The organism is Kitasatospora sp. NPDC041917, from assembly GCF_055589745.1.
Genome location: NZ_JBVJBI010000030.1, coordinates 85359 through 105451, shown reverse-complemented (window position 1 = coordinate 105451; position 20093 = coordinate 85359). Strand labels below are relative to the sequence as shown.

The following is a 20093-nucleotide window of genomic DNA, read 5'->3' as shown; positions in this document are numbered from 1 at the left end:
AGCTAAGCCTTACAGCGCCGATGGTACTGCAGGGGGGACCCTGTGGGAGAGTAGGACGCCGCCGAACAATTCTTCAGAAGAACCCCCATCCGGGACCCGGATGGGGGTTCTTCGCGTTTCCGGAAGTCTCCGGAAGTCTCCGGAACTCAGTTTCCGGGGAATCAGTTGCTCCGGCGGGACAGCCAGCTTCTTCGGCGCGGTGCCGCCACTGTGCCGACGGGCGGCAGGTGGAGGGTGGCCACGGCGCTGCGGATCAGGATGCGGACCCCCTCGGCGGCCGTCTCGGCCGACATCGAGGCGCTCTGCTCCCGGCCGGAGGCCTGGCTCGGCAGGTACGGAAGGCGCGCGAACCCGCCGCGCAGCTCCGGGCGTTCGGTGGCGATCAGGTGCGCCAGCCCGTAGAAGACGTGGTTGCAGAGGTGGGTGCCGGCGGTGTGCGAGACGGTGGCCGGGATCCCGGCCTGCTGGACCGCCTCCACGCAGGCCTTCACCGGCAGGGAGGAGAAGTACGCGGCCGGGCCGTCCGGTACGACCGGCTGGTCGAGCGGCTGGTTGCCCTTCCGGTCGGCTGTCCGGACGGCGTCGTCGAGGTTGATCGCCACCCGCTCGACCGTGAGGTCCGGCCGGTTGCCGCCCTGGCCGGTGGCGATGACCAGGTCCGGCTCGAACCGGGCCACCGCCCGGCGCAGTTCGGCGATCGAGTCGCCGAACGCCCAGGGCAGCCCGGCGAACTCCAGGGCCACCCCGGCCGGCGGACCGGCGGCGACCAGTCGGCCCGCCTCCAGGGACGAGTTCAGGGGATCGCGGCCGAACGGTTCGAAGGCGGTCAGCAGGACGCGGATGATGGCGGACCTCCGAGCGTGCGGGAACGTACGGACCCGATTTGTGCCGTTCGAGCGTAGGGCCGTCCCGAATGTCCCGGCAAGCCCCGCCGCTTTCCGGCGGACACGATGACCTGATTCCTCGTCGTGACCTGACTTCTCGTGACCTGAATTCTCGTCATGTGTGGCGCAGTGCGCCGTCCGCGCGGAGGGAGGCGAGGGTGGGGTAGCCGTCGACGGCCATCAGGAGGTCGGCCTCGGCGAGCAGGGAGCGCAGTACGTGGACGATGCCGTCGGTGCCCTCCAGGGCCAGGCCGTAGGCGTACGGGCGGCCGACGCCGACGGCGGTGGCGCCGAGGGCGAGGGCCTTGACGACGTCGGTGCCCGAGCGGACGCCTGAGTCGAAGAGGACGGGCAGGCCCTCGGCGGCTTCGACGACGCCGGGGAGGGCGTCGAGGGCGGCGAGTCCGCCGTTGGCCTGGCGGCCGCCGTGGTTGGAGCAGTAGATGCCGTCGACGCCGCCGTCCCTGGCGCGGCGGACGTCCTCGGGGTGGCAGATGCCCTTGAGGAGGATCGGCAGGTCGGTGAGCGAGCGCAGCCAGGGCAGGTCGTCCCAGGTCAGCGGGTTACCGAAGACGCCGGCCCACTCCAGGACGGTCGCCTGCGGGTCCTCCTCCGGGGCCTTGGCGAGGCGGGCGCGGAACACCGGGTCGGAGGTGTAGTTGGCCAGGCAGTGGCCGCGCAGCTGGGGGAAGTTGGCGGTCGCCAGGTCACGCGGGCGCCAGCCGGTGACCCAGGTGTCCAGGGTGACGACGATGCCCCGGTAGCCGGCGGCCTGCGCCCGGTGCACCAGGCTCTCGGCGAGCGCCCGGTCGGTGGGGGTGTAGAGCTGGAAGAAGCCGGGAGTGTCGCCGAACTCGGCGGCCACCCGCTCCAGCGGGTCGACCGTCAGCGTGGAGGCGACCATCGGCACACCGGTCCGGGCGGCGGCCCGGGCGGTGGCCAGGTCCCCGTGACCGTCCTGGGCGCACAGGCCGATCACCCCGATCGGAGCCATGAACAGCGGGGTCGGCAGCCGCATCCCGAACAGGTCCACCGAGAGGTCCCGTGTGCGCGCGCCGACCATCATCCGCGGCACCAGGCCCCACCGGCCGAAGGCGGCGACGTTCGCCCGCTGGGTGGACTCGTCGCCCGCCCCGCCCGCCACGTAGGAGAGCACGGAGGGCGCCAGCGCCGTGCTCGCCCGCGCCTCCAGGTCGGCGAAGGCCATCGGCATCGTCGGCAGCACGCCGCCGAGCCCGCGCAGATAGATCTCGTTCTGGTAGTCGCCGAACCGCCCCTGGAACGCCGGATCCATCCGCTGGCTGTCCATCCGTCGGCCGTCCTCTCGCCCTCGGCCGCCCGGGACCGTCCCGGCCGGCGGTGCCGTCCGCGGCTCCGTCGTACGGACGGACGGGCTGACGGCACCCCGGCATTCTCACCGCGGACGGAGCGGACGGCCAGGGCCCGGCCGGGGGTGTGTGTCACCGCGTCGGCCGTCTCACGGCGTCGGTTCGGGACGGACCCGGTGGCCGTACCGCCACACGGCGGCCGCGGCGAGCAGGGCGACCGTCCCGCCGAGCAGCATGACCGTGCCGGGCGAGGAGTGGTCCACCGCCAGGCCGCCGGCCAGCGCGCCGATCGAGAAGGCGGCCTGGAACGCCGAGGTGAAGACCACGCCGGCACCCTCCGGGGCGTGCGGGGCCGCGGCGAGGAACCAGCTGAGCGCGCAGACCGGGACGGCCCCGTAGGCCGTGCCCCAGAGCGCCAGCAGGACGGCGGCGCCCGGACCACCGGTGCCCAGCAGCGGCAGCAGCAGCGCCGCGGCGGCGAGCAGGACGGCCGCCGTGCCGAACACCGGACGCAGTGCCCCGGCCGCCCGGCCCCCGGCCAGGACGTTGCCGAGCAGTCCGGCGGCGCCGTAGAGGAGTAGCAGGGCGGTGATCAGGCCGGGGCCGGCGTGGGTGGTGCCGGCGAGGAACGGGGTGACGTAGGTGTAGCTGCCGAAGTGGGCCGGCACGATCAGGAAGGTCACCAGGACGCCGGTCCGGGTGCCCCGGCCGGCCAGCAGACCGCGCAGCACTCCCAGCCCGGTGACGGTGAGCGGGGGCAGCGGTGGCAGCGACCGCAGGAGGGCGGCCAGGGCGAGCAGGGTCAGCGCGGCCATCGCGAGGAAGGCCGTCCGCCAGCCGGCCAGGGAGGCGAGGAACACCCCCGCCGGGACGCCGAGCACCGAGCCGAGCGGGACGGCGGAGAAGATCACCGTGTTGGCCCGGGCCCGCCGGTCCTCCGGGACGAGGCGCGGGGCGAGCCCGGAACCGATCGACCAGAACGCCCCGATGACCAGGCCGAGGACGATCCGGGCGGCCAGTACCGCCCAGTAGGCGGGGGCGAAGGCGTTGAGCAGGTCCGCCAGGGTCAGCACCAGCAGCAGCGCGCAGAGCATGGTCCGCCGGTCCGCGCGCCGGGTCATGACGGTCACCAGGGGCGCGGCCACCGCGGCGACGATGCCCGGCAGGGTCATCATCAGCCCGGCCGTGCCGTCGGAGATCCGGAAGGTGGCGCCGATCGGGGTCAGCAGGCCGATCGGGAGGATCTCGGTGGTGACGATGGAGAACACGCCGGTCGTCACGGCGAGGACGGCGAGGGTGCCGCCGTCCCGGGGGCGCGGGCCCGGGGCGGTCGCGCCCGGGGTGGTCGGGGCTGGAGGGAGAGTGGTGCCGGTCGGCATGCCGGAGGTCCCGTCGCTGGGTGGTGGGTTCGTGACCCGAAGTCCAGCAGTACGAACGGGGGTTGGGCTGGCGTGAATCCGACGTCAACGCTTCCGTGCCGGGTCCGCGGCCCGGCCTTCCTCGGCGGCGGGGGGTTCTTCGGCGGCCCGTCCTTCCTCGGCGAGATGGTGGCCTTCGGCAGGACTGTGGCCTTCGGCGAGGCGGCGCTCTTCGGCGAGGCGGCGCTGCTTGGCGCGGTGGGCGAGCACGCCGAGGATGCGCTGCCAGGTCGGCGAGGCCTCGGCGAGCCGGGAGAAGATCACCGCCTGCTTGCCGGGCCGGCTGCTGTCCCGTCCGTGGGCGGCCTCCCAGGCGTCCAGGTCGTCGATCAGCCGGTCTACACGGGGGTCGTCCGGTTCCCAGTCGAGCGACTGGTCGCAGAGCAGGAACAGCCGCATCGTCTCGGCGTCGTCGAAGCTGGCGTTCTTCTCCCGGATGCCCCGGCGCATGGCCTCCGGGTCCAGGGCCTGGTGCAGGATCCAGGTGTCCCGTTCGAGCAGCACCGACCGCTCGCTGACCCCGAGCGCGCGCATCCGGTCCAGGATGGCGACCACCTCGGGCGGCAGTGCGAGCCGCTCGCCGCTCGCCAGGTCGGCGATCCGGCGGCGGTGCTCGGCGAGTTGGTCGATCCGGTGCCGCAGTTCGGCGTCGAGGTCGGTGATGGCGGCGGCGAACTCCTCCGGCTGCGCGTGCAGCAGCGCGTCGATCCGGGCCAGCGGCACCCCGGCGTCGGCGAGCGTCCTGATCCGGATGAGGTCCACCGCGGCCTGGGCGCTGTACCGGCGGTAGCCGGAGCGGTCGCGCTCGGGCTCGGGCAGCAGCCCGACCTGGTGGTAGTGGCGGACGGTGCGCACGGTCACGCCCGCGGTCGCGGCGAGTTGACCGATCGTCAGCACCGTCCGGCTCCGGTTCCGTTGAGGATTTGTGGCTGTGGCTGTGGCTGTGGCCGTGGCCGTGGCCGTGGCCGAAGTCTAGGCGCGGCCCGCCCGGTCCACGACATCGCGGATCGCCTGGACCACGACATCGGTCCGCTCGAAGACGAACTGGCTGTGGCCGGTGTCGGCGAGGAGGCGCTGCTCGCCGTTGGAGACCCTGGCCACCATGTCCGCGTACAGCCGCGTCTTGCCGTCGTGCATCGCCTGGAGGAGCTCCTCCGACATCAGCGCCTGCTGGCCGGGGTCGACGCCCAGCGGGGTGAGCGCGATCAGCGGGACGTCGGGGAGGTCCGCCCCGGCCCGCAGTTCGACGGCCAGCTCGGGCATCGAGGCGCGTTCGGCGATGCCGGCGTGGATCCAGCGCTCGCTCACGTGGTACTCGGTCACCGCGTCGCGGACGTCCGCCGGGTAGTCCACGAGCAGGTCCTCGCACAGCTGCCGGATGGCGGGGAGCGCCTGCCGCAGCTGCTCCTCGGTGGGCGACAGTTGTTGGGTGGCGGCCAGGCTCGCCTCGGCGGGCATGTAGTCGTCCCAGTCCCGGTGGAAGGCGTCCAGCCAGACCAGTCCGGCCACGTCCTGCGGGTACTGCTGGGCGAACCCGTGGGCGTACGCGCCGCCGAGCGAGTGCGCGACCAGGACGTACGGGCCGGGAACGCCCTGGGCGCACAGCAGTTCGCGCAGTTCGGCCGCGACCTCGGCGGCGGTGCGGGGCAGCGCGGCCTCGTCGCTGAAGCCGGTGCCGCCGCGGTCGTACACCACGGCGGTCGTGAACTGCGCGACCCCCTGCTGGACACCGAAGTAGTCCAGGCCGATGGCGCTGGCGCCGGGCAGGAGGACGACGGCGGGGCCGCCCGTTCCCTGGCGGTGCAGGTAGAGGCGGCGGCCGTCGACCTCCTGGAAACCGCCGACCGGGGGGTGGAGCGGGGCGGTGGAAGTGCTCTCGTTCGTCATGCGGCAAGCCTCCAACCCTGACGTAGCGTCAAGGTCAAGCGTTCGTCGCGGGGAGTCTGTCGGGTGCTCGGGTGCTCGGGTGCTCGGGTGCTCGGGTGCTCGGGTGGGCAGGTGCTCGGGTGGGCAGGTGCTCGGGTGCTCAGTTGGGCCGCTGGTCGTGGTGAAGCGGTTGCGGTACTCGGTGGGCGTGGTGCCCAGCCGGCGGGCGAAGGCGCGGCGCAGGGTCTCGTCGCTGCCCAGGCCGCTGAGCCGGGCGGCGGCGGTGATGCTGTGGCCGTCGAGGAGCAGCTGTCGGGCGCGGTCGAGGCGGACCCGCTCGACCCAGCGGGCCGGCGTGGTGTGCAGCTCGGCCTGGAAGAGCCGGGTCAGGTGGCGGGTGCTGACGGCGGTGGTGGCGGCCATCGCGGCGCCGGATATCGCCCTGGTCACCCGGGGCGTGGAGCTGGACGTGCTGGGGGTCGGCTACCACGCGATCTCCGCCGGGCAGCGGGCCGCTGTGGTCGCGGCGCATCCGCGGCCCGACTTCAAGAACCGCATCCTGGCCGCGTTCACCGAGGGTGTCGAAGGTCGCCCGGAAACGACCTTCGGCAACGTCAAGGCGGATGTGCTCGCCCACTTCGTGCCGGGCTTCGAGCGCGGCGACTTCGTGGAGGTGGTCAGGGGCTCCGAGTGGGCGGAGTGAGCCGGATCGGGGGTTCGGAGGGCAGCCCGAAGGCCCGGTCGGCGTCGGCTGGCCGGGTTTGACGGCGGGTCCGGCTTCCACCACCCTTCCACTAATCAAATAGTGAAAGGGTACTTTGCCGATGCCCGCTTCCGTCTCCCCGCCGCGAGCCCTGCTGTCCGCAGCCTCCGCGTCCCCCGTTCCCTCCGCTGCTTCCACCCCTTCCTCCCCTTCGGCCGCGACCACCTCGGCCCCGACCACCTCGGCCGCGACCACCTCGGCCGCGCCCTCCGCGCCCTCCGCCCGGTTCACGACCCTGCTGGCCCTGCTCACCCGCCGCCCCGCCGCGCTCGCCTGGGGCCTGGCGGCCGGGTTCGCCGCGCTCTACATCTGCGTCGCCGTCAACCGGCACCGGCGCGGCCTCACCAAGGCCTACGACCTGGGCATCTTCGAGCAGGCCGTCCGGGCGTACGCCCACGGGCAGGCGCCGATCGTGCCGCTCAAGGGGCCCGGCTACCACCTGCTCGGGGACCACTTCCACCCGCTGATCGCCGTCCTCGCCCCCGCCTACCGGGCCTTCCCGAGCCCGCTCACCCTCGTCGCCGCCCAGGCGCTGCTGATGGCGCTGGCCGTCGTCCCGCTGACCCGCTGGGCCCACGAGGTGGCCGGGGCGAGGGCGGCGCTGGTCGTCGGCTGCGCCACCGGGGCGTCCTGGGGGATCGTCCGGGCGGTGGCCGACGACTTCCACGAGATCGCCTTCGCCGTCCCGCTGCTCGCCTTCGCCGCCACCGCACTCGGCCGGCGCCGCCCGCTCGCCGCCGCGCTCTGGTCGCTGCCGCTGCTGCTGGTCAAGGAGGACCTGGGGCTGACGGTGGCCGCCGTCGGCGTCCTGATCGCCTGGCAGGCCCGGCGGGAGCGGCGCCGCAGCCCGCTGCCCGGGCTCGCCCTCGCCGTCGTCGGCCTCGCCGCGACCGTGCTCACCGTGCTCGTCGTGCTGCCGGCCTTCAACCCGAACGGGGGCTTCGACTACTGGCAGCAACTGGACGGCGGCGGGCAGGGCGGGCAGGCCTCGCTCCGGGCGCTGCCGCTGCGGCTCGGTTGGCCGCCGGTCAAGTGGCTGCTGCTGTTCCTGCTCGCCGCCACCGCCGGCTTCGCCGGTGTGCGTTCGCCGCTCCTCCTGCTCTGCGTGCCCACCCTCGCCTGGCGGCTGCTCTCGGCCAACCCGCACTACTGGGGCGTCAGTTACCACTACAGTGCGGTGCTGATGCCGATCGCGCTGGCGGCCCTGGTCGACGTCCTGCGGCGTTGCGACACCCGCCGCGTCCGCCGCGCGCTCGCCGTCAGCGCCCTGGTGACCGCCGTGACGCTGCCGCTCTACCCGCTGCACGAGGTGGTGATGCCCGAGGCCTGGCGCACCTCGCCCCGGCTCACCGAGACCCGGGCGATGCTCCACCGGATACCCGACGGCGCCGCCGTGGCCGCCTCCAACCGGCTGGCGGCGCAGCTCACCGACCGGGCCGAGGTCACCCTGGTCTGCCGGGCGCCGGTGGGCCCCGGACCGCAGTGGGTGGCCGTCGACCTGCGCGACCCGAGCGTGCAGGCCCCGTGCGCCACCGCCGACACCGCCCGGATGCTGACCCTCTACCGGGAACGCGGCTACCGTCCGCTGGTCGAGCAGGACGGCCTGCTCCTGCTGCAACGTCCCTGAAGGACCTCCGCCAGGACACCCTCCGGGGGTCCGGCTTGACCCGCGTGCCGCCGTGGGCCACTATTCCGCTATTGAACTAGTGAAAGGCCGAAACGCCGGTGATCGAGTACCGCATTGAGCGGCGCAGCGGCGTCTCCACGTACCAGCAGATCGTGCAGCAGACCAAGCAGGCCCTGCGACTCGGACTGCTCCAGCCCGGAGACAAACTGCCGACCGCCCGTGAGGTGGTCGAACTGACCGCGATCAACCCGAACACCGTGCTGAAGGCCTATCGCGAACTCGAACGCGAAGGGCTGGTCGAACCCCGCCCGGGTCTCGGCACCTTCGTCCGGCGCTCGCTCGCCCGGCCGGAGGCGGCCGCGGACGGGCCGCTGCGCGCGGACCTGGTCGGGTGGGTGGACCGGGCCCGGGGGGCCGGCCTGGAGCGCGAGGACATCGCCGCGCTGATGGCCTCCGTCCTGGAGCAGCGCCTCGACACCGGGGTCTCCGGCTCCGACGCCGGGGCCTCCGGCTCCGACAACAAGGCCTCCGGCTCCGACACCGGGGTCTGAGGACCCCTCGGCAACACCGAACAGAGAACAGTGGGGGGACCGGGTGGACGACCCGACGACCACGGCGCCCGCGTCGGCGCCGGCCCTGGAGGCCGAAGGCCTCGGCAGGAGGTACCGAGGCGGCTGGGCCCTGCGGGGCTGCGACCTCACCGTCCCGGCCGGGCGGATCTGCGGAGTGGTGGGCCCCAACGGCGCGGGCAAGAGCACCCTGCTCTCCCTCGCCGCCGGCCAACTCGCGCCCACCGAGGGCGGACTGCGGGTGCTGGGCGCCACCGCCGGTGATCCCGGGCTGCGCGCCCGGATCGCCTACGTGCCGCAGGACAAGCCGCTCTACCCGGGCCTCACCGTCGCCGAGACGCTGCGGATGGGCCGCGAGCTCAACCCGGTATGGGACGAGGACGGGGCCCAACAGATCGTCGACCAGGGCGAGTTGAACCCCAACGCGCGGATCGGCTCGCTCTCCGGCGGCCAGCGCACCCGGGTCTGCCTCGCCCTCGCCCTCGGCAAGCTCCCCGATCTGCTGCTGCTCGACGAGCCGATGGCCGACCTCGACCCGCTCGCCCGGCACCAGCTGATGGGCGCCCTGATGTCGTCCGCCGCCGAGCGCGGCACCAGCATCGTGCTGTCCTCGCACATCCTCCCCGAGCTGGACGGCGTCATCGACCACCTGCTCCTCGTCCAGCGCGGACGCGTCCGGCTGGCCGGCGACCTGGAGGAGATCCTCGACGGGCACCGGCTGCTCACCGGCCCGGCCGCCCAGGAGTCCTCCCTGGACGCCGAGTCGGTGGTCGAGCAGCGCGTCAGCGGCCGTCGGGCCATCGCCCTGGTCCGCACCGACGAGCCGGTGGACGGCGAGTGGGAGAGCGAGCGTCCGAGCCTGGAGGACCTGCTGCTCGGCTACCTCCGCGGACCCGCCGAACCGGCCGACCGCAAGGAACCGAACGAGGTGGCCGCATGAGCACGACCGTCCTGCCCGACCGCACCACCGCTCCCACGGCCTCCACCAAGCCCGCCCTGCGCGGAATCCTCTGGCTGGTGCTGCGCCAGAACCGGCTCCTCCTCTGGACCCTGGGCATCCTGCTGGTCCTGGCGGTGGCCGACCTCCTGTGGATCCACGTCGCCAGCAGCCGGATCGTGAGCGAGCTGCACCGGACCGACTGCTACTACCCCGAGACCTGGGACCGGCGCGAGTGCTGGAACCGCCTGGAGCCGATCGACCGCCCGAACTTCTGGTACCTCCAGGTCCTCCAGCCCGCCGTCACCGCGGTCCCGCTGCTGACCGGCATGTTCGTCGGCGCCCCGCTGCTGGCCCAGGAGTACGAGCGCGGCACCATCCGCCTGATCCGGGCCCAGTCCGTCAGCCCGGTCCGCTGGCTGGCCGTCCGCCTCGCCGTTCCCGGCCTCGCCGTCCTGGCCGCCGCCGGCGTGCTCGCCTCCCTGATGACCTGGGTGTGGTGGACGGACATCGTGCACGGCCCGGCCGCCTTCGACCCGCCGTTCCAGTTCTTCACCTACCCGGTCCTCGGCCTCGCCCCGATCGCCTGGTCCCTGTTCGCCCTGACCCTCGGCGTCCTGGTCGGCCAACTCGTCCGCCGCACCCTGCCCGCGATGTTCCTCACCGGCGCCCTCGTCGCCGCCGCCCACGGCCTCGTCCTCTGGGCCCGCCCCCACTTCTACCCGGCCGTGGAACAGATCGCCGCCGTGGGCACCCCCCAACCCACCAACGCCTGGCTCCTCGGCCGTGGCATCGTCCTGCCCGACGGCACCCACGCCAGCACCGACTCCTGCCTCTTCTCCGCCCGCGCCCCCGGCTGCGACGAGGCCATCGCCTCCTGGGCCCGCTTCCACCCGGCCGACCACCTCGTCCCCATCCAACTCGTCGAGGCCGGCATCCTCCTGGCGCTCACCCTGCTCCTGCTGCTCACCGTCTTCCGCCGCATCCGCGCCTAGGAGCCGTCCGGCGGATCATGTGACTGTCGCTTGATCTGCTCGTTGTTCCGGGTGGGGCGGGGAGAACGTGGTGATCTGTCGGATGCCGAGTGGGAACGGCTGCGGCCGTTCTTGCCGGTGAGCAACGGCAGGTACGGGCGGTGGCGTGATCATCGGCAGGTGATCGACGGGATTGTGCACCGGGTGCGGACCGGGGTGCAGTGGCGTGACCTGCCGGAGCGGTTCGGTCCGTGGAAGACGGTCTATGAGCGCCATCGGTTGCGGTCGTCGGACGGCACCTGGGAGCGGTTACTGCAGCAGGTCCGGGCTGCGGCCGACGCGGCGGGCGAGATCGACTGGGACGTCTCGGTGGACTCCACCATCGTGCGCGCGCATCAGCACGCCGCAGGCGCCCGGACCGGGAACTGCTGCCACCGCGACGGGGGTCGAGGGGTGACCGTCCGCCGCGAGCCGAGGCGTCGTGGCCCGCAGAACGGCCGGTGTCCGTGGGTGGGCGAGTTTCGGCCTCGCGCTGGCTGGGAAGCACCTTGTCCGCTGATTACGTCAAGTGAAAGCGTGGACACGTTTCGTGTCGATCGTGCTCGTCGGTTTCCGGCAGGCACCCGCCTACGAGGTGGCAGGTTTGACGGAGATTCAGCACCTGGTGAAGGTCTACAGCGACCGCGCCTACGTGCACACCACGACCGTGCGGCACCAGGGCAGCACGGTCGCGTTCGCGATGGACGACCAGCGGCGCATCGTCTACACGGTCCTGGACCTGTCGCAGCACGACGAGGCGCGCGGGGAGGCGGACGCGGCGTACTGGTCGGAGAACCCGCTGCCGCTGCGCTTCCCGGCCGAGCTGGCCCGGGTGGGTTACGCGGTGGCCGGCGCGGTGCGGATGCCCGCGGTGAAGCGCGGCGGGCGGGTCGAGGCGGATCCGGCGGAACGGCTCGGCGAGGACGAGTTGGACCCGTTCCTGTCCAGTACGGCCCGGCTCGGCGCGGCCGCCCCCTTCCAGGTGGTCTCCGACGGCACCCATGTGTACGTGCTGCGGCAGTCGGTCCGGGCCGACGACGCGGACGCGGTCTTCCGGCTCGCCGACGGCACCGGCTCCTCGGGCGACGCGGCGCGCACCGACTACCTCAGCCGGGGCGGCGCGGGCAAGGTCGCGGTGGTCGACGCCACCCTGCTCTGCGACCGGTTCGTGCTGGTCGGCGGTGAGTTGAAGCCGGTGCTGGAGGTCCGCTACCGGCGCAGCCGGCACAAGGGCCGCCCGGACTCCGCGAAGGACAGCCTCGGCACCCGGGACATGGAGGGCCGGGCGTTCATCGAGCCGACCCAGGAGCTGGATTTCGTCCGCAACCTCTCCCGCGGCCGGTTCACCGCCCTGCTGGTGCCCACCGCCGTGCACGGCCGGGAGCGCTGGCAGATCTTCGCGCACAACGACGCCACCGCCCGGATCGACGGCTTCAGCGTCGAGCGCAGCCGCGACGGCCTGTTCAACACCCAGGGCTCGCAGGCCTGGACCAGTCCCGACGAGCGCTACCGCGAGGCCGTCTACGAAGCCGCCCCCGGCACCTGCCCGTTCACCGGCCGACCGCTGGTCCCGGCGGTGAGCGAGAGCGGCCACGCCGAGACGGCGCTGCGCTTCGACGGTGTCGACGACGTGGCCGAGCTGCCCGCCAACGCCCTCCAACTCGCCGATCAGGACTTCACGGTGGAGTTCTGGGCCCGGCGCACCGCGACCGGCGGCCGGGAGGACTTCCTGATCGGGCACGGCGCGGCGGCCGGCGCCCGGCTGCGCAGCCTGCACATCGGCTTCCGCTCGGACGACACCTTCGCCTTCGCCTTCTACGCCGACGACCTGAACATCGGCCAGCGCACCACCGACACCGACTGGCACCACTGGGCCTGTGTCTTCGTCCGCGCCACCCGTGAGCAGATCGTCTACCGCGACGGTGTCGAACTCGGCCGCCGCACCACCGACATGCCGTACGGCGGACTCGGCCCGCTGACCCTGGGGCGCGCCCTCGGTTCGTTCGGCCGCGCCGAACTGGACGAGGTCCGGATCTGGAGCCGCCCCCGCAGCGGCGAGGAGATCGCCGCCGACGGCGGTCGCCGTCTGGTCGGCAACGAGCCCGGGCTGGCCGTCTACTACCGCTTCGACGAGGGCTCCGGCGACACGCTGTACGACCAGACGGACAACGCCCGCAACGCCGTCCTGCGCGGCGGGCCGGCCTGGATCACCTCCGAGGCGCCGATCGGCGACAACCCGGGGGTGCGCCGCGACAGTTTCGCGTTCACCGGGCGCAAGGTCGTCTCCGGCCTCTCGGCCGTCCTGCACCACCAGCAGGAGGCCGCACCGGCCGGGTACGACGGCGCGGCCAAGCCCGTCAAGCGCCAGGCCCGGGTGCTGCTCGCCTGCGCCACCGGCGGGCCCGACCCGGTGAGCGGCAAGGCCACCGACGACGCCTACGTCGCGACCCTCGACCTGGGCGTCGGAGGGGACGGCCGGCTGGCCGAGGTCCCGGACCGGCTGGCCCTGCCGGTGCTCGCCGCCCCCGAGTCCAGCGGCACCGTGGACGCGGTCGGCGCACTGGACGCCGAGGTGGCCCGGCTGGCCCGGGACGTGACCGACTCCGAGGCGGAGATCGCCCGCCTCCAGCAGGAGACCGCCGGAATCCCGGAGCTGGCGCGCCGGCGCGCCGAACTGCGGGCCGGCCAGGAGGACGACGTCACCGCCTGGCGCTACCGGCTGCGGTTCAAGCTGCCCAAGGACGGCCGGGACCAGTACCTCGCGGTGGAGGGCGACCGCAAGGACGCGGCGGCCCCGCTGGTGCGCACCGCCAACCGGGCGGCCGCCACCGCGCTGTGGACCTTCGAGCCCACCGGCACCAGCCTCAACGGCATCGCCTGCTATTTCCTGCGCAACGTCGGCTCCGGCCTGGACATGAACCTCTCCGGCGGGAAGACCGACAATGACACCCCGCTGATCCAGTACCGCCGCGAGGCCGACAACGACGCCACCCACTTCGCGCTGGACAGCTGGAACGGCTACGGCTTGGTGGTCCGCCGCAGCGGCAAGGTGGTCTGCGCCCGGGACAGCCAGGGCGACCGCATCGTGCAGTTCGACTACGGGACGGTCAACGCCTCCGGTGAGGGCATCGTCGTCCTGGAGAAGGACGGCGCCTCCGGCAAGCCGGGCGCGAGCGCCGCCCAGCGGAACCAGCAGATCCTGGACATCGACAACCAGCTGCTGACGCTCTCCACCAAGCAGGACGCGCTCGCCCGCTACCGCCGCGACCTGCCGGCCCGGCAGGCCCTGCTGGCCGCCAAGCGCGAGGAGCTGGGCCGGCTCACCGGCGGGGTGCGCGGCTCGGACGACATCGCGCTGCCCGTGCCCCAGCTCTCGGTGGACCGCACCGGGCTGGGCAGCTCCGGCGCGCTGCTCGCCTTCGCCCGGGGCGCCGACCGGCCGTTCCTGCTGGACAGCGCCACCGGCAGCCTGGTGCTCTACTTCCGGGGCGCCAACGGCCAGTTCTTCGCCGGCTACTACGACACCCAGGTGCTGCGCTCCTCCCGGCGGCTGACATCCGGCGGCAAGGCGGCCGTCTTCACCGCCCGTGACGCCGCCACCGACCTGGCGGCGGTGGAGATCACCGTCGAGGCCGGGGACAACCCGGCCCAGGTCAAGCTGACCATCCGCCGGGACGGGCAGAGCGAGCAGTGGTCCCACCTGCCAGGCCGGGCCGAGGACTTCGCCGCCGTGGTCAACGGTGCGGCCGAGCAGCCGGTGCCGATCGGCACCGTGCTGCGGATCGACGGCGGCGTGGTGGAGTTCACCGAGGGCACCCTCGCCCGGCTCGCCGGCCCCGGTTTCGTCACCGTCGGCGGCCACGGCTTCCGCTTCGAGGGCGACCACCCCGCCGGCAGCAAGTCGCTGAAGCTGGGCGCGGGAGCGGACCCGACGGTGCTGAAGCCGGGCATGAGCGTGCAGCGGGTGCGCTACGACCAGCGCTGGGCCACCGCCTCCGAGCCCGGTGTGGCGCTCTCGGCCGGTTCCCGGCTGGTCACCGTCGACCCCGGCGGCCTCGCCGAGATCCCGTCCGGCACCGCGGACGGCCTGCTGCGCGGCCACGGCGGCCGCTGGCGCGCCGACATGCCCGGCCGCGCCTACGCCTTCGACGGGCAGGGGCGCTTCCTGGCGCTGCCCGCCGAGCAGTTGCCGCGGGCCGCCACCCCCGGCGACCTCACCGTGGAGGCCTGGGTCAACCCCGAGCGGGTCGAGGGCCCGGTGCGGCTGGTGCACGCCAACGCCGGCGACAGCCCGTACGGCCTGGGGCTGCTCGGCGGCCCCGCCGCCTCGGCGCTGGCCTACGACGGGGTGAGCGCGGCCGCCGTGGTGCCCGGTGCGTTCGGCTTCGGGGACGGCGACTTCACCGTCGAGTTCTGGGCCCGCCGCACCGCCGTCGACGAGCGCGACCACTTCGTCCTCGGGCACAGTGGCGACCAGGGCCGTGCCGGTGAGAGCCTGCACATCGGCTTCCGCTCGAACGGCAAGTTCACCTTCGCCTTCTACGGCGACGACCTGGACACCACCCAGCGTTTCGGCGACACCCAGTGGCACCACTGGGCCTGCGTCTTCGAGCGCGGCACCAGCCAGCAGGTGATCTACCGGGACGGGCAGGAGATCGCCCGCCGCACCGCGAGCGCCCCCTACCGGGGCCAGGGCAGGTTCTCCCTGGCGCAGGTGCCCTTCCTGCCCGCCGGGTTCGCCTCCGCCCAGATCGACGAGGTCCGGCTCTGGTCCAGCGCGCGCGGCGGCGACGACGTGCGCGCCACGATGAAGCGCCGGCTCACCGGCGGCGAGGCCGGACTGCTCGGCTACTGGGTCTACTCCGCCCCGGCCGCCGGTGCGCAGCCCGTGCTGACCGACCGCTCCGCCAACAAGCGGCACGCCGAACTGCGCGGCAAGCCGGGCCCGGTGTCCGCGCTGTCGCCGATCGAGGGCGGCCGCTACCGGGCGGTCGCCACCGTCGGCGACCGCCGGGTGGTCAGCCGGGAGACCTTCCCGCTGAGCGAGTGGAGCCACTTCGCCGCCGCCTACCAGCAGTCCTGGGCCGTCCGGTTGGACGGCGAGGCCTACCTGGAGGTCGCCGACGACGACGCCCTCGACATCGCCGACGACCTGACGCTGGAGGTCTTCGCCCGCCTCGACCGGCTCGGCGAGACCCAGGGCCTGCTCTCCAAGGGCCGCACCGCCGACGGCGCGGGCGGCAGCGTGCCGTACCGGCTGGCGGTGCTGCCGGACGGCCGGCTGGAGTTCGCCTTCGAGGAGCCCGACGGCCGGGCCGTGCGCTTCACCTCCACCGAGGGCGTCAAGGCCGGGACGTTCCACCGGATCGCGGTGGTCCGCAAGAGCGGTCGCTCGATGCAGGAGCAGAAGGGCACCCGTCAGATCACCGCGGCCGGGGCCGACGGCAAGCCGGTCACCCAGAGCGTGGAGCTGGTCGAGTCGGTCTCGGTCCGCGAATGGCAGGACATCCGCTTCCACCTGGACGGCCGGGAGATCGGCACGGCCCGCTACGAGGGCCCCGGCCCGCGCGGCAACGACGCGCCGCTGGAACTGGGCCGGGCCCGCGACGGCTCCGTCGTGCAGCGGCTGACCGGCGTGCTCGCCGAGGTGCGGATCTGGGGCTCCGCCCGGGACGCCGCCCGGCTCGGCACCGCCGTCACCGCCCGCGACCGGGGTCTGACCGCGCACTGGCGGTTCGAGGAGAACGCGGGCGGCACGGCGGCCGACGCCACCGGCTCGCACCCCGCCCGGCTGCGCGGCGCCCGCTGGGTCCGCAACCCCGACCCGCGCGGCAGCGTCTTCCGGCTCTACCGCAACGGCGTCGCCGTGGCCTGCGACCCGGCGGGCACCCCCGGCGCCCCCGACAGCGCGGCCTTCGCCGACGCCGGCGACGCCCAGCTGACCCTGGGCGCGGTGATCAAGGGCGGCAAGGCCGCGGAGTCGCTGAACGGCGTGCTGGAGGAGGTGCGGATCTGGCGCACCGCCCGCACCCACGAGCAGCTGCTCGACAACCTGTTCACCCGGCTCAAGGGCGAGAAGGAGGACCTGGTCGCCTACTGGCCGTTCGACCGGGACTCCACCGAGCCGGACGTCGCCCAGGTCCGCGACGACGGCCTGCGCGGCAACCACCTGCGCCTGGGCGCCGAGGCCACCCGCCCGCGCACCGTCCTGTCCAGCGCGCCGGTCTCCACCGACACCGCGCAGGTCCGCTCGGCGCTGGCCGGGATGCGCACCCCCTTCCACGAGACGGTCTCCGCCGCCCCGGCCGTGGCCGAGTACGCCGACATGCAGTACGGCGCCCGCGGCGAGGCGTTCGGCGTCCTCAAGCGCGCCTACAGCTACCTGCGCGACGGGCGCTGGCACCTCGTCACCGGCTACAAGGTCGGCGAGCTGGTCAGCGAATGGGTCAGCCAGATCCAGTTCGACCCGCAGCTCATCGGCTATGTGGAAGGCGCCCCGCCGGTCCCCTCGGAGAACCTGACCGCCGGGCTCACCGACCCCGGCAGCGACACCTTCGAGGGCGCCTCCTCCGTCCAGCTCACCGAGGCCGAGCAGGTGGTGCGCTCGCTGTCCTCCGCCAAGGAGCGCAGCGTCGACGCCGCCTTCGGCTTCGCCCTGTCCAACGAGGTGGACGTCGACGTCTGGATGATCACCGCCCCGCTCGGCTTCGGCATCGCCAAGTCCATCGCCAAGGGCGGCGTCTCCGCCAGCGTGCGCGGCAACCTGGAGTTCTCCAACAGCTGGGCGGAGGAGACCTCCGTCTCCCAGGGCGAGAACACCGCCCGCACCACCAAGGTCTCCCTCACCGGCCACTGGGAGGACCCGGGCCGCCTGCTCAACCCCGCCACCGGCCGCCGCTACGTCCCGGCCAACACCGGCTTCGCCGTCGTGCAGTCCCAGACCGCCGACGTCTTCGCCCTGCGGCTGGCCCACAGCGGGGCCCTGGTCGCCTACCGCATCCAGCCCAACCCCGACATCCCCAAGGACTGGAACGTCATCCCGTTCCCGATCAACCCCCGCTACACCAAGCAGGGCACCCTGGACGGCACCGTCGGATTCGACGAGCGCGGCAAGGTCGCCGACCCCGACTACCAGGGCACCCGCGAGCGTGGCGAGTACAGCTACTTCAAGCCCCGCGAGGCCTACGCGATCAAGCGCCGCATCCAGCGCGACCAGCAGCGCCTGCACAGCTACTACGACACCGTCTCCACCGAGACCCACGCCCCCGACCCCACCGCCCAACGGGCCGGGCGGGTGCTCGGCGGCGCGATCGGCACCGACGCCGCCCCGGCCAAGGAGCGGGGGACCACCGACAGCGCCACCGGTCAGGGCTTCTCCCGCCGGGACCTGGTCAACACCTACGTGTGGACCGCCGCCGGCGGGTTCTTCGCCGAGACCACCGAGACCACTGACGTGGTCAGCGAGACGACCTCCGGCTCCTACTCGCTGTCCGGCTCGGTCGGCACCTCGATCGGCACGTCCTTCCAGATCGCCGGCATCGGCATCGGCGCCCAGCTGGACGCCTCCGTCGGCGGCGGGATGACCGCCACCCGCGCCCGCGGCAAGGAGGCCACCCGCTCCTTCGGACTGAACGTGGAGGTCAACCCCGCCCGCAACCTCCAGCGCTACGACCAGGCGCGCAAGCCCGTCTTCGACCAGGACGGCCAACCCGTCAACGTGCCCGGCAAGGTCGACGCCTACCGCTTCCTCAGCTTCTACCTCGGCGAGGACAGCGAGCACTTCGACACCTTCTTCCACAAGGTCGTCGACCCCACCTGGCTCGCCAACGGCAACGACCCCAACGCGGCGGCCCTGCGCCAGGCCCGCCAGTCCGACCGCAAGCCCCCGTGCTGGCGGGTGCTGCACCGCGTCACCTTCGTCAGCCGGGTGCTGCCCGCCGTCCCGCCGGCCGGCGCGCCGCCCCTGGAGAAGGCCATGCGCCGGCTCGACGTGGAGAGCAACTACGAGCTCATCCGCCGCCTCGACCCGTACGTGAAGGGCGCCGCCACCGGCCTGCCCGAACTCGCCGAGGCCACCCGCACCGCCCTCGCCGCCCAACTGCCGGAGCTGCTCCCGCACGCGGCCGACGTGACCGGCTTCCTCGCGCAGTACTACGGCGTGGACGCCTGACCCACCCCGTCCGATGGGGCGGCGGGCGGGGCGACCCGTCCCGCACGCCGCCCCACCGGCGGGACTTGGTCGATGTCCCCGCTGATCGCCGAGGAGCTCGCCGCAGAGGTCCTCGGCGGCCCGCCCAGTCCGTGGCTGGCACCCTGACGGCCGGAGCGCGACCCGATCTCCGACTGGTCGACCGAGGAGGCCGTCGAGGAGGCGGCGGCCCATATCGAGGCCCTCGCCGCGGAGTCGCGGATGCGCCCGCCGCTGACCGGCGACTGGCCGACGGCCCTCGCGGAGCTGTGCCTCCAGCGGATGGAGCGGCCGGAGCCGACAGCCGCTGACGTGGTCGATCGGGCCCTGGAGTACCGCCCCTTCGCGTTGTGAGAAGGCATCAAGCTCGCAGCCAGCTGACAACTGCTGCCGTGGTGACGGTGCCAAGGAAGACGTAGCCGCGCTTGTCGTACCGCGTGGCCACCGCGCGGAAGTTGTCGGGTAGCCGGGCCACGTTGCCGTGGCCCGGCCCCCTCAGAACCGGGCATGCCTGTTTCCAGGCACCGCGGCTCAAGCAAGCCCAATGGCTTCACAGGCTCTGCTGTTGATCCCGTCTGCCATCGCTCGCGTGGTGCTGGCGATGGCACTCGGAGTGGACGAGGCGAAGGTTCTTGCTCTCATCAGATCCGCCGTTTCGCCGGTAGGTGAAGTGGTGCTTGTGCAGCCTCTTCTTCATGGCGTCGAACCACTCAATCCACTCGCGCGGACTGTCCGGTTCGTATTCCGCCCCAGCGATGAGGGCCTGACCGCAGAGCGGGCAGGAACCCTTCTGACGTGCCGCCAGGACCAGACTGATCTTGTCCATAAGGCGGTCGCCCCGGCGTACCTGCGCCGCAACCAGCGGGACGTGCTGACCGAACTGCCCGAGGTGGTGCACGTGGACGAGTGGGAGGAGTTCTCGCCCGCCGACCTCGCCGCCTACCGCTCGGCCGTCGCGGCGGGCAGCTTCCCGGCGATGCGCCGGGCCGGGTACGCGGACCCGGCGCAGTCGGCGAAGCTGCGCCGGCTGCTGGAGATCGTCCGCGAGGCGGCGGACAGCGGGCTGAAGGTGGTGGTCTTCTCGTTCTTCCGGGACGTCCTGGCGGCTGTGCAGGCGGCCCTGGAGCAGCGGGCGTTCGGGCCGGTCGACGGCTCGCTGGACTCGGTGCGGCGGCAGGACGTGGTGGACGGGTTCGCCGCCGCGCCCGGGCACGCGGTGCTGCTCTGCCAGATCCAGGCCGGGGGCGTGGGGCTCAACATCCAGGCCGCCTCGGTGGTGATCCTCTGCGAGCCGCAGGTCAAACCGACCCTGGAGGAGCAGGCGGTGGCCCGGGCGCACCGGATGGGGCAGGTCCGCCGGGTACGGGTGCACCGGCTGCTGGCCGTGGACAGCGTCGACCCCGGAGGCGGTGGACGTGTCGGAGCAGTCGCTGGCGGCGCTGATCGTCGAGGAGGAGCAGTTGCGGCTGGCGGTCTCCGACCGATGAGCGACGAGCGACG

At 73.4% G+C, this 20093-nt stretch carries 12 protein-coding genes, 1 rRNA gene and 4 pseudogenes; 10 read left to right on the top strand and 7 right to left on the bottom strand.

From position 1 onward, the window contains the following. A 5S ribosomal RNA gene (gene rrf / locus ACZ6EM_RS29415) occupies positions 1–67 on the top strand; the annotation flags it as partial. Positions 68–161: 94 nt separating this feature from the next. Here rrf and pcp read toward each other — a convergent pair. The 5 genes from pcp to ACZ6EM_RS29390 all read right to left on the bottom strand — a co-directional run bounded on the left by pcp (position 162) and on the right by ACZ6EM_RS29390 (position 5919). After that, on the bottom strand, positions 162–845 hold the full coding sequence (pcp, locus tag ACZ6EM_RS29410; protein WP_401047451.1) for a pyroglutamyl-peptidase I: 684 nt from the start codon (positions 843–845) through the stop codon (positions 162–164). Positions 846–999: 154 nt separating this feature from the next. Beyond that, complete coding sequence (locus tag ACZ6EM_RS29405) at positions 1000–2193, bottom strand: alpha-hydroxy-acid oxidizing protein (protein WP_465773627.1); 1194 nt, start codon at positions 2191–2193, stop codon at positions 1000–1002. A 168-nt stretch (positions 2194–2361) separates the two neighbouring features. After that, positions 2362–3591, bottom strand: a complete 1230-nt coding sequence (locus ACZ6EM_RS29400) for an MFS transporter (RefSeq protein ID WP_465773626.1) — start codon at positions 3589–3591, stop codon at positions 2362–2364. A gap of 84 nt (positions 3592–3675) precedes the next feature. After that, on the bottom strand, positions 3676–4527 hold the full coding sequence (locus ACZ6EM_RS29395) for a MerR family transcriptional regulator (RefSeq protein WP_465773625.1): 852 nt from the start codon (positions 4525–4527) through the stop codon (positions 3676–3678). Positions 4528–4602: 75 nt separating this feature from the next. Further along, complete coding sequence (locus tag ACZ6EM_RS29390; protein ID WP_465773624.1) at positions 4603–5919, bottom strand: alpha/beta fold hydrolase; 1317 nt, start codon at positions 5917–5919, stop codon at positions 4603–4605. On the opposite strand from ACZ6EM_RS29390, the pseudogene ACZ6EM_RS29385 reads away from it, so the two are divergent. The 8 genes and pseudogenes from ACZ6EM_RS29385 to ACZ6EM_RS29350 all read left to right on the top strand — a co-directional run. After that, positions 5900–6199, top strand: a pseudogene (locus ACZ6EM_RS29385) (HD domain-containing protein); the annotation flags it as partial. The gene ACZ6EM_RS29390 and the pseudogene ACZ6EM_RS29385 sit on opposite strands and share 20 nt — an antisense overlap. A 121-nt stretch (positions 6200–6320) precedes the next feature. Beyond that, positions 6321–7886, top strand: a complete 1566-nt coding sequence (locus tag ACZ6EM_RS29380; protein WP_465773623.1) for a DUF2079 domain-containing protein — start codon at positions 6321–6323, stop codon at positions 7884–7886. A 98-nt stretch (positions 7887–7984) separates the two neighbouring features. Further along, positions 7985–8437: a GntR family transcriptional regulator gene (locus ACZ6EM_RS29375; protein WP_401047443.1), complete on the top strand. Its 453-nt coding sequence runs from the start codon at positions 7985–7987 to the stop codon at positions 8435–8437. A 43-nt stretch (positions 8438–8480) separates the two neighbouring features. Further along, positions 8481–9395: an ABC transporter ATP-binding protein gene (locus ACZ6EM_RS29370; RefSeq protein WP_401047445.1), complete on the top strand. Its 915-nt coding sequence runs from the start codon at positions 8481–8483 to the stop codon at positions 9393–9395. Further along, complete coding sequence (locus tag ACZ6EM_RS29365; RefSeq protein WP_401047448.1) at positions 9392–10387, top strand: hypothetical protein; 996 nt, start codon at positions 9392–9394, stop codon at positions 10385–10387. The genes ACZ6EM_RS29370 and ACZ6EM_RS29365 overlap by 4 nt, the downstream gene beginning before the upstream one ends. Positions 10388–10417: 30 nt before the next feature. Continuing rightward, positions 10418–10864: pseudogene (locus ACZ6EM_RS29360) on the top strand (IS5 family transposase); the annotation flags it as partial. A gap of 145 nt (positions 10865–11009) precedes the next feature. Next, positions 11010–18575 (top strand): LamG-like jellyroll fold domain-containing protein, encoded by a 7566-nt coding sequence (locus tag ACZ6EM_RS29355; protein WP_465773622.1) that lies wholly within the window; start codon positions 11010–11012, stop codon positions 18573–18575. A gap of 240 nt (positions 18576–18815) precedes the next feature. After that, on the top strand, positions 18816–18947 hold the full coding sequence (locus tag ACZ6EM_RS29350; protein WP_401055114.1) for a hypothetical protein: 132 nt from the start codon (positions 18816–18818) through the stop codon (positions 18945–18947). Between the two features lie 7 nt (positions 18948–18954). On the opposite strand, the pseudogene ACZ6EM_RS29345 reads toward ACZ6EM_RS29350, so the two are convergent. Further along, positions 18955–19050: pseudogene (locus ACZ6EM_RS29345) on the bottom strand (IS5/IS1182 family transposase); the annotation flags it as partial. A 93-nt stretch (positions 19051–19143) separates the two neighbouring features. Continuing rightward, on the bottom strand, positions 19144–19419 hold the full coding sequence (locus ACZ6EM_RS29340; protein ID WP_465773621.1) for an HNH endonuclease: 276 nt from the start codon (positions 19417–19419) through the stop codon (positions 19144–19146). Between ACZ6EM_RS29340 and ACZ6EM_RS29335 the strand changes: the two are divergent. Continuing rightward, positions 19420–20080, top strand: a pseudogene (locus tag ACZ6EM_RS29335) (C-terminal helicase domain-containing protein); the annotation flags it as partial. Between the last annotated feature and the right edge of the window lie 13 nt (positions 20081–20093).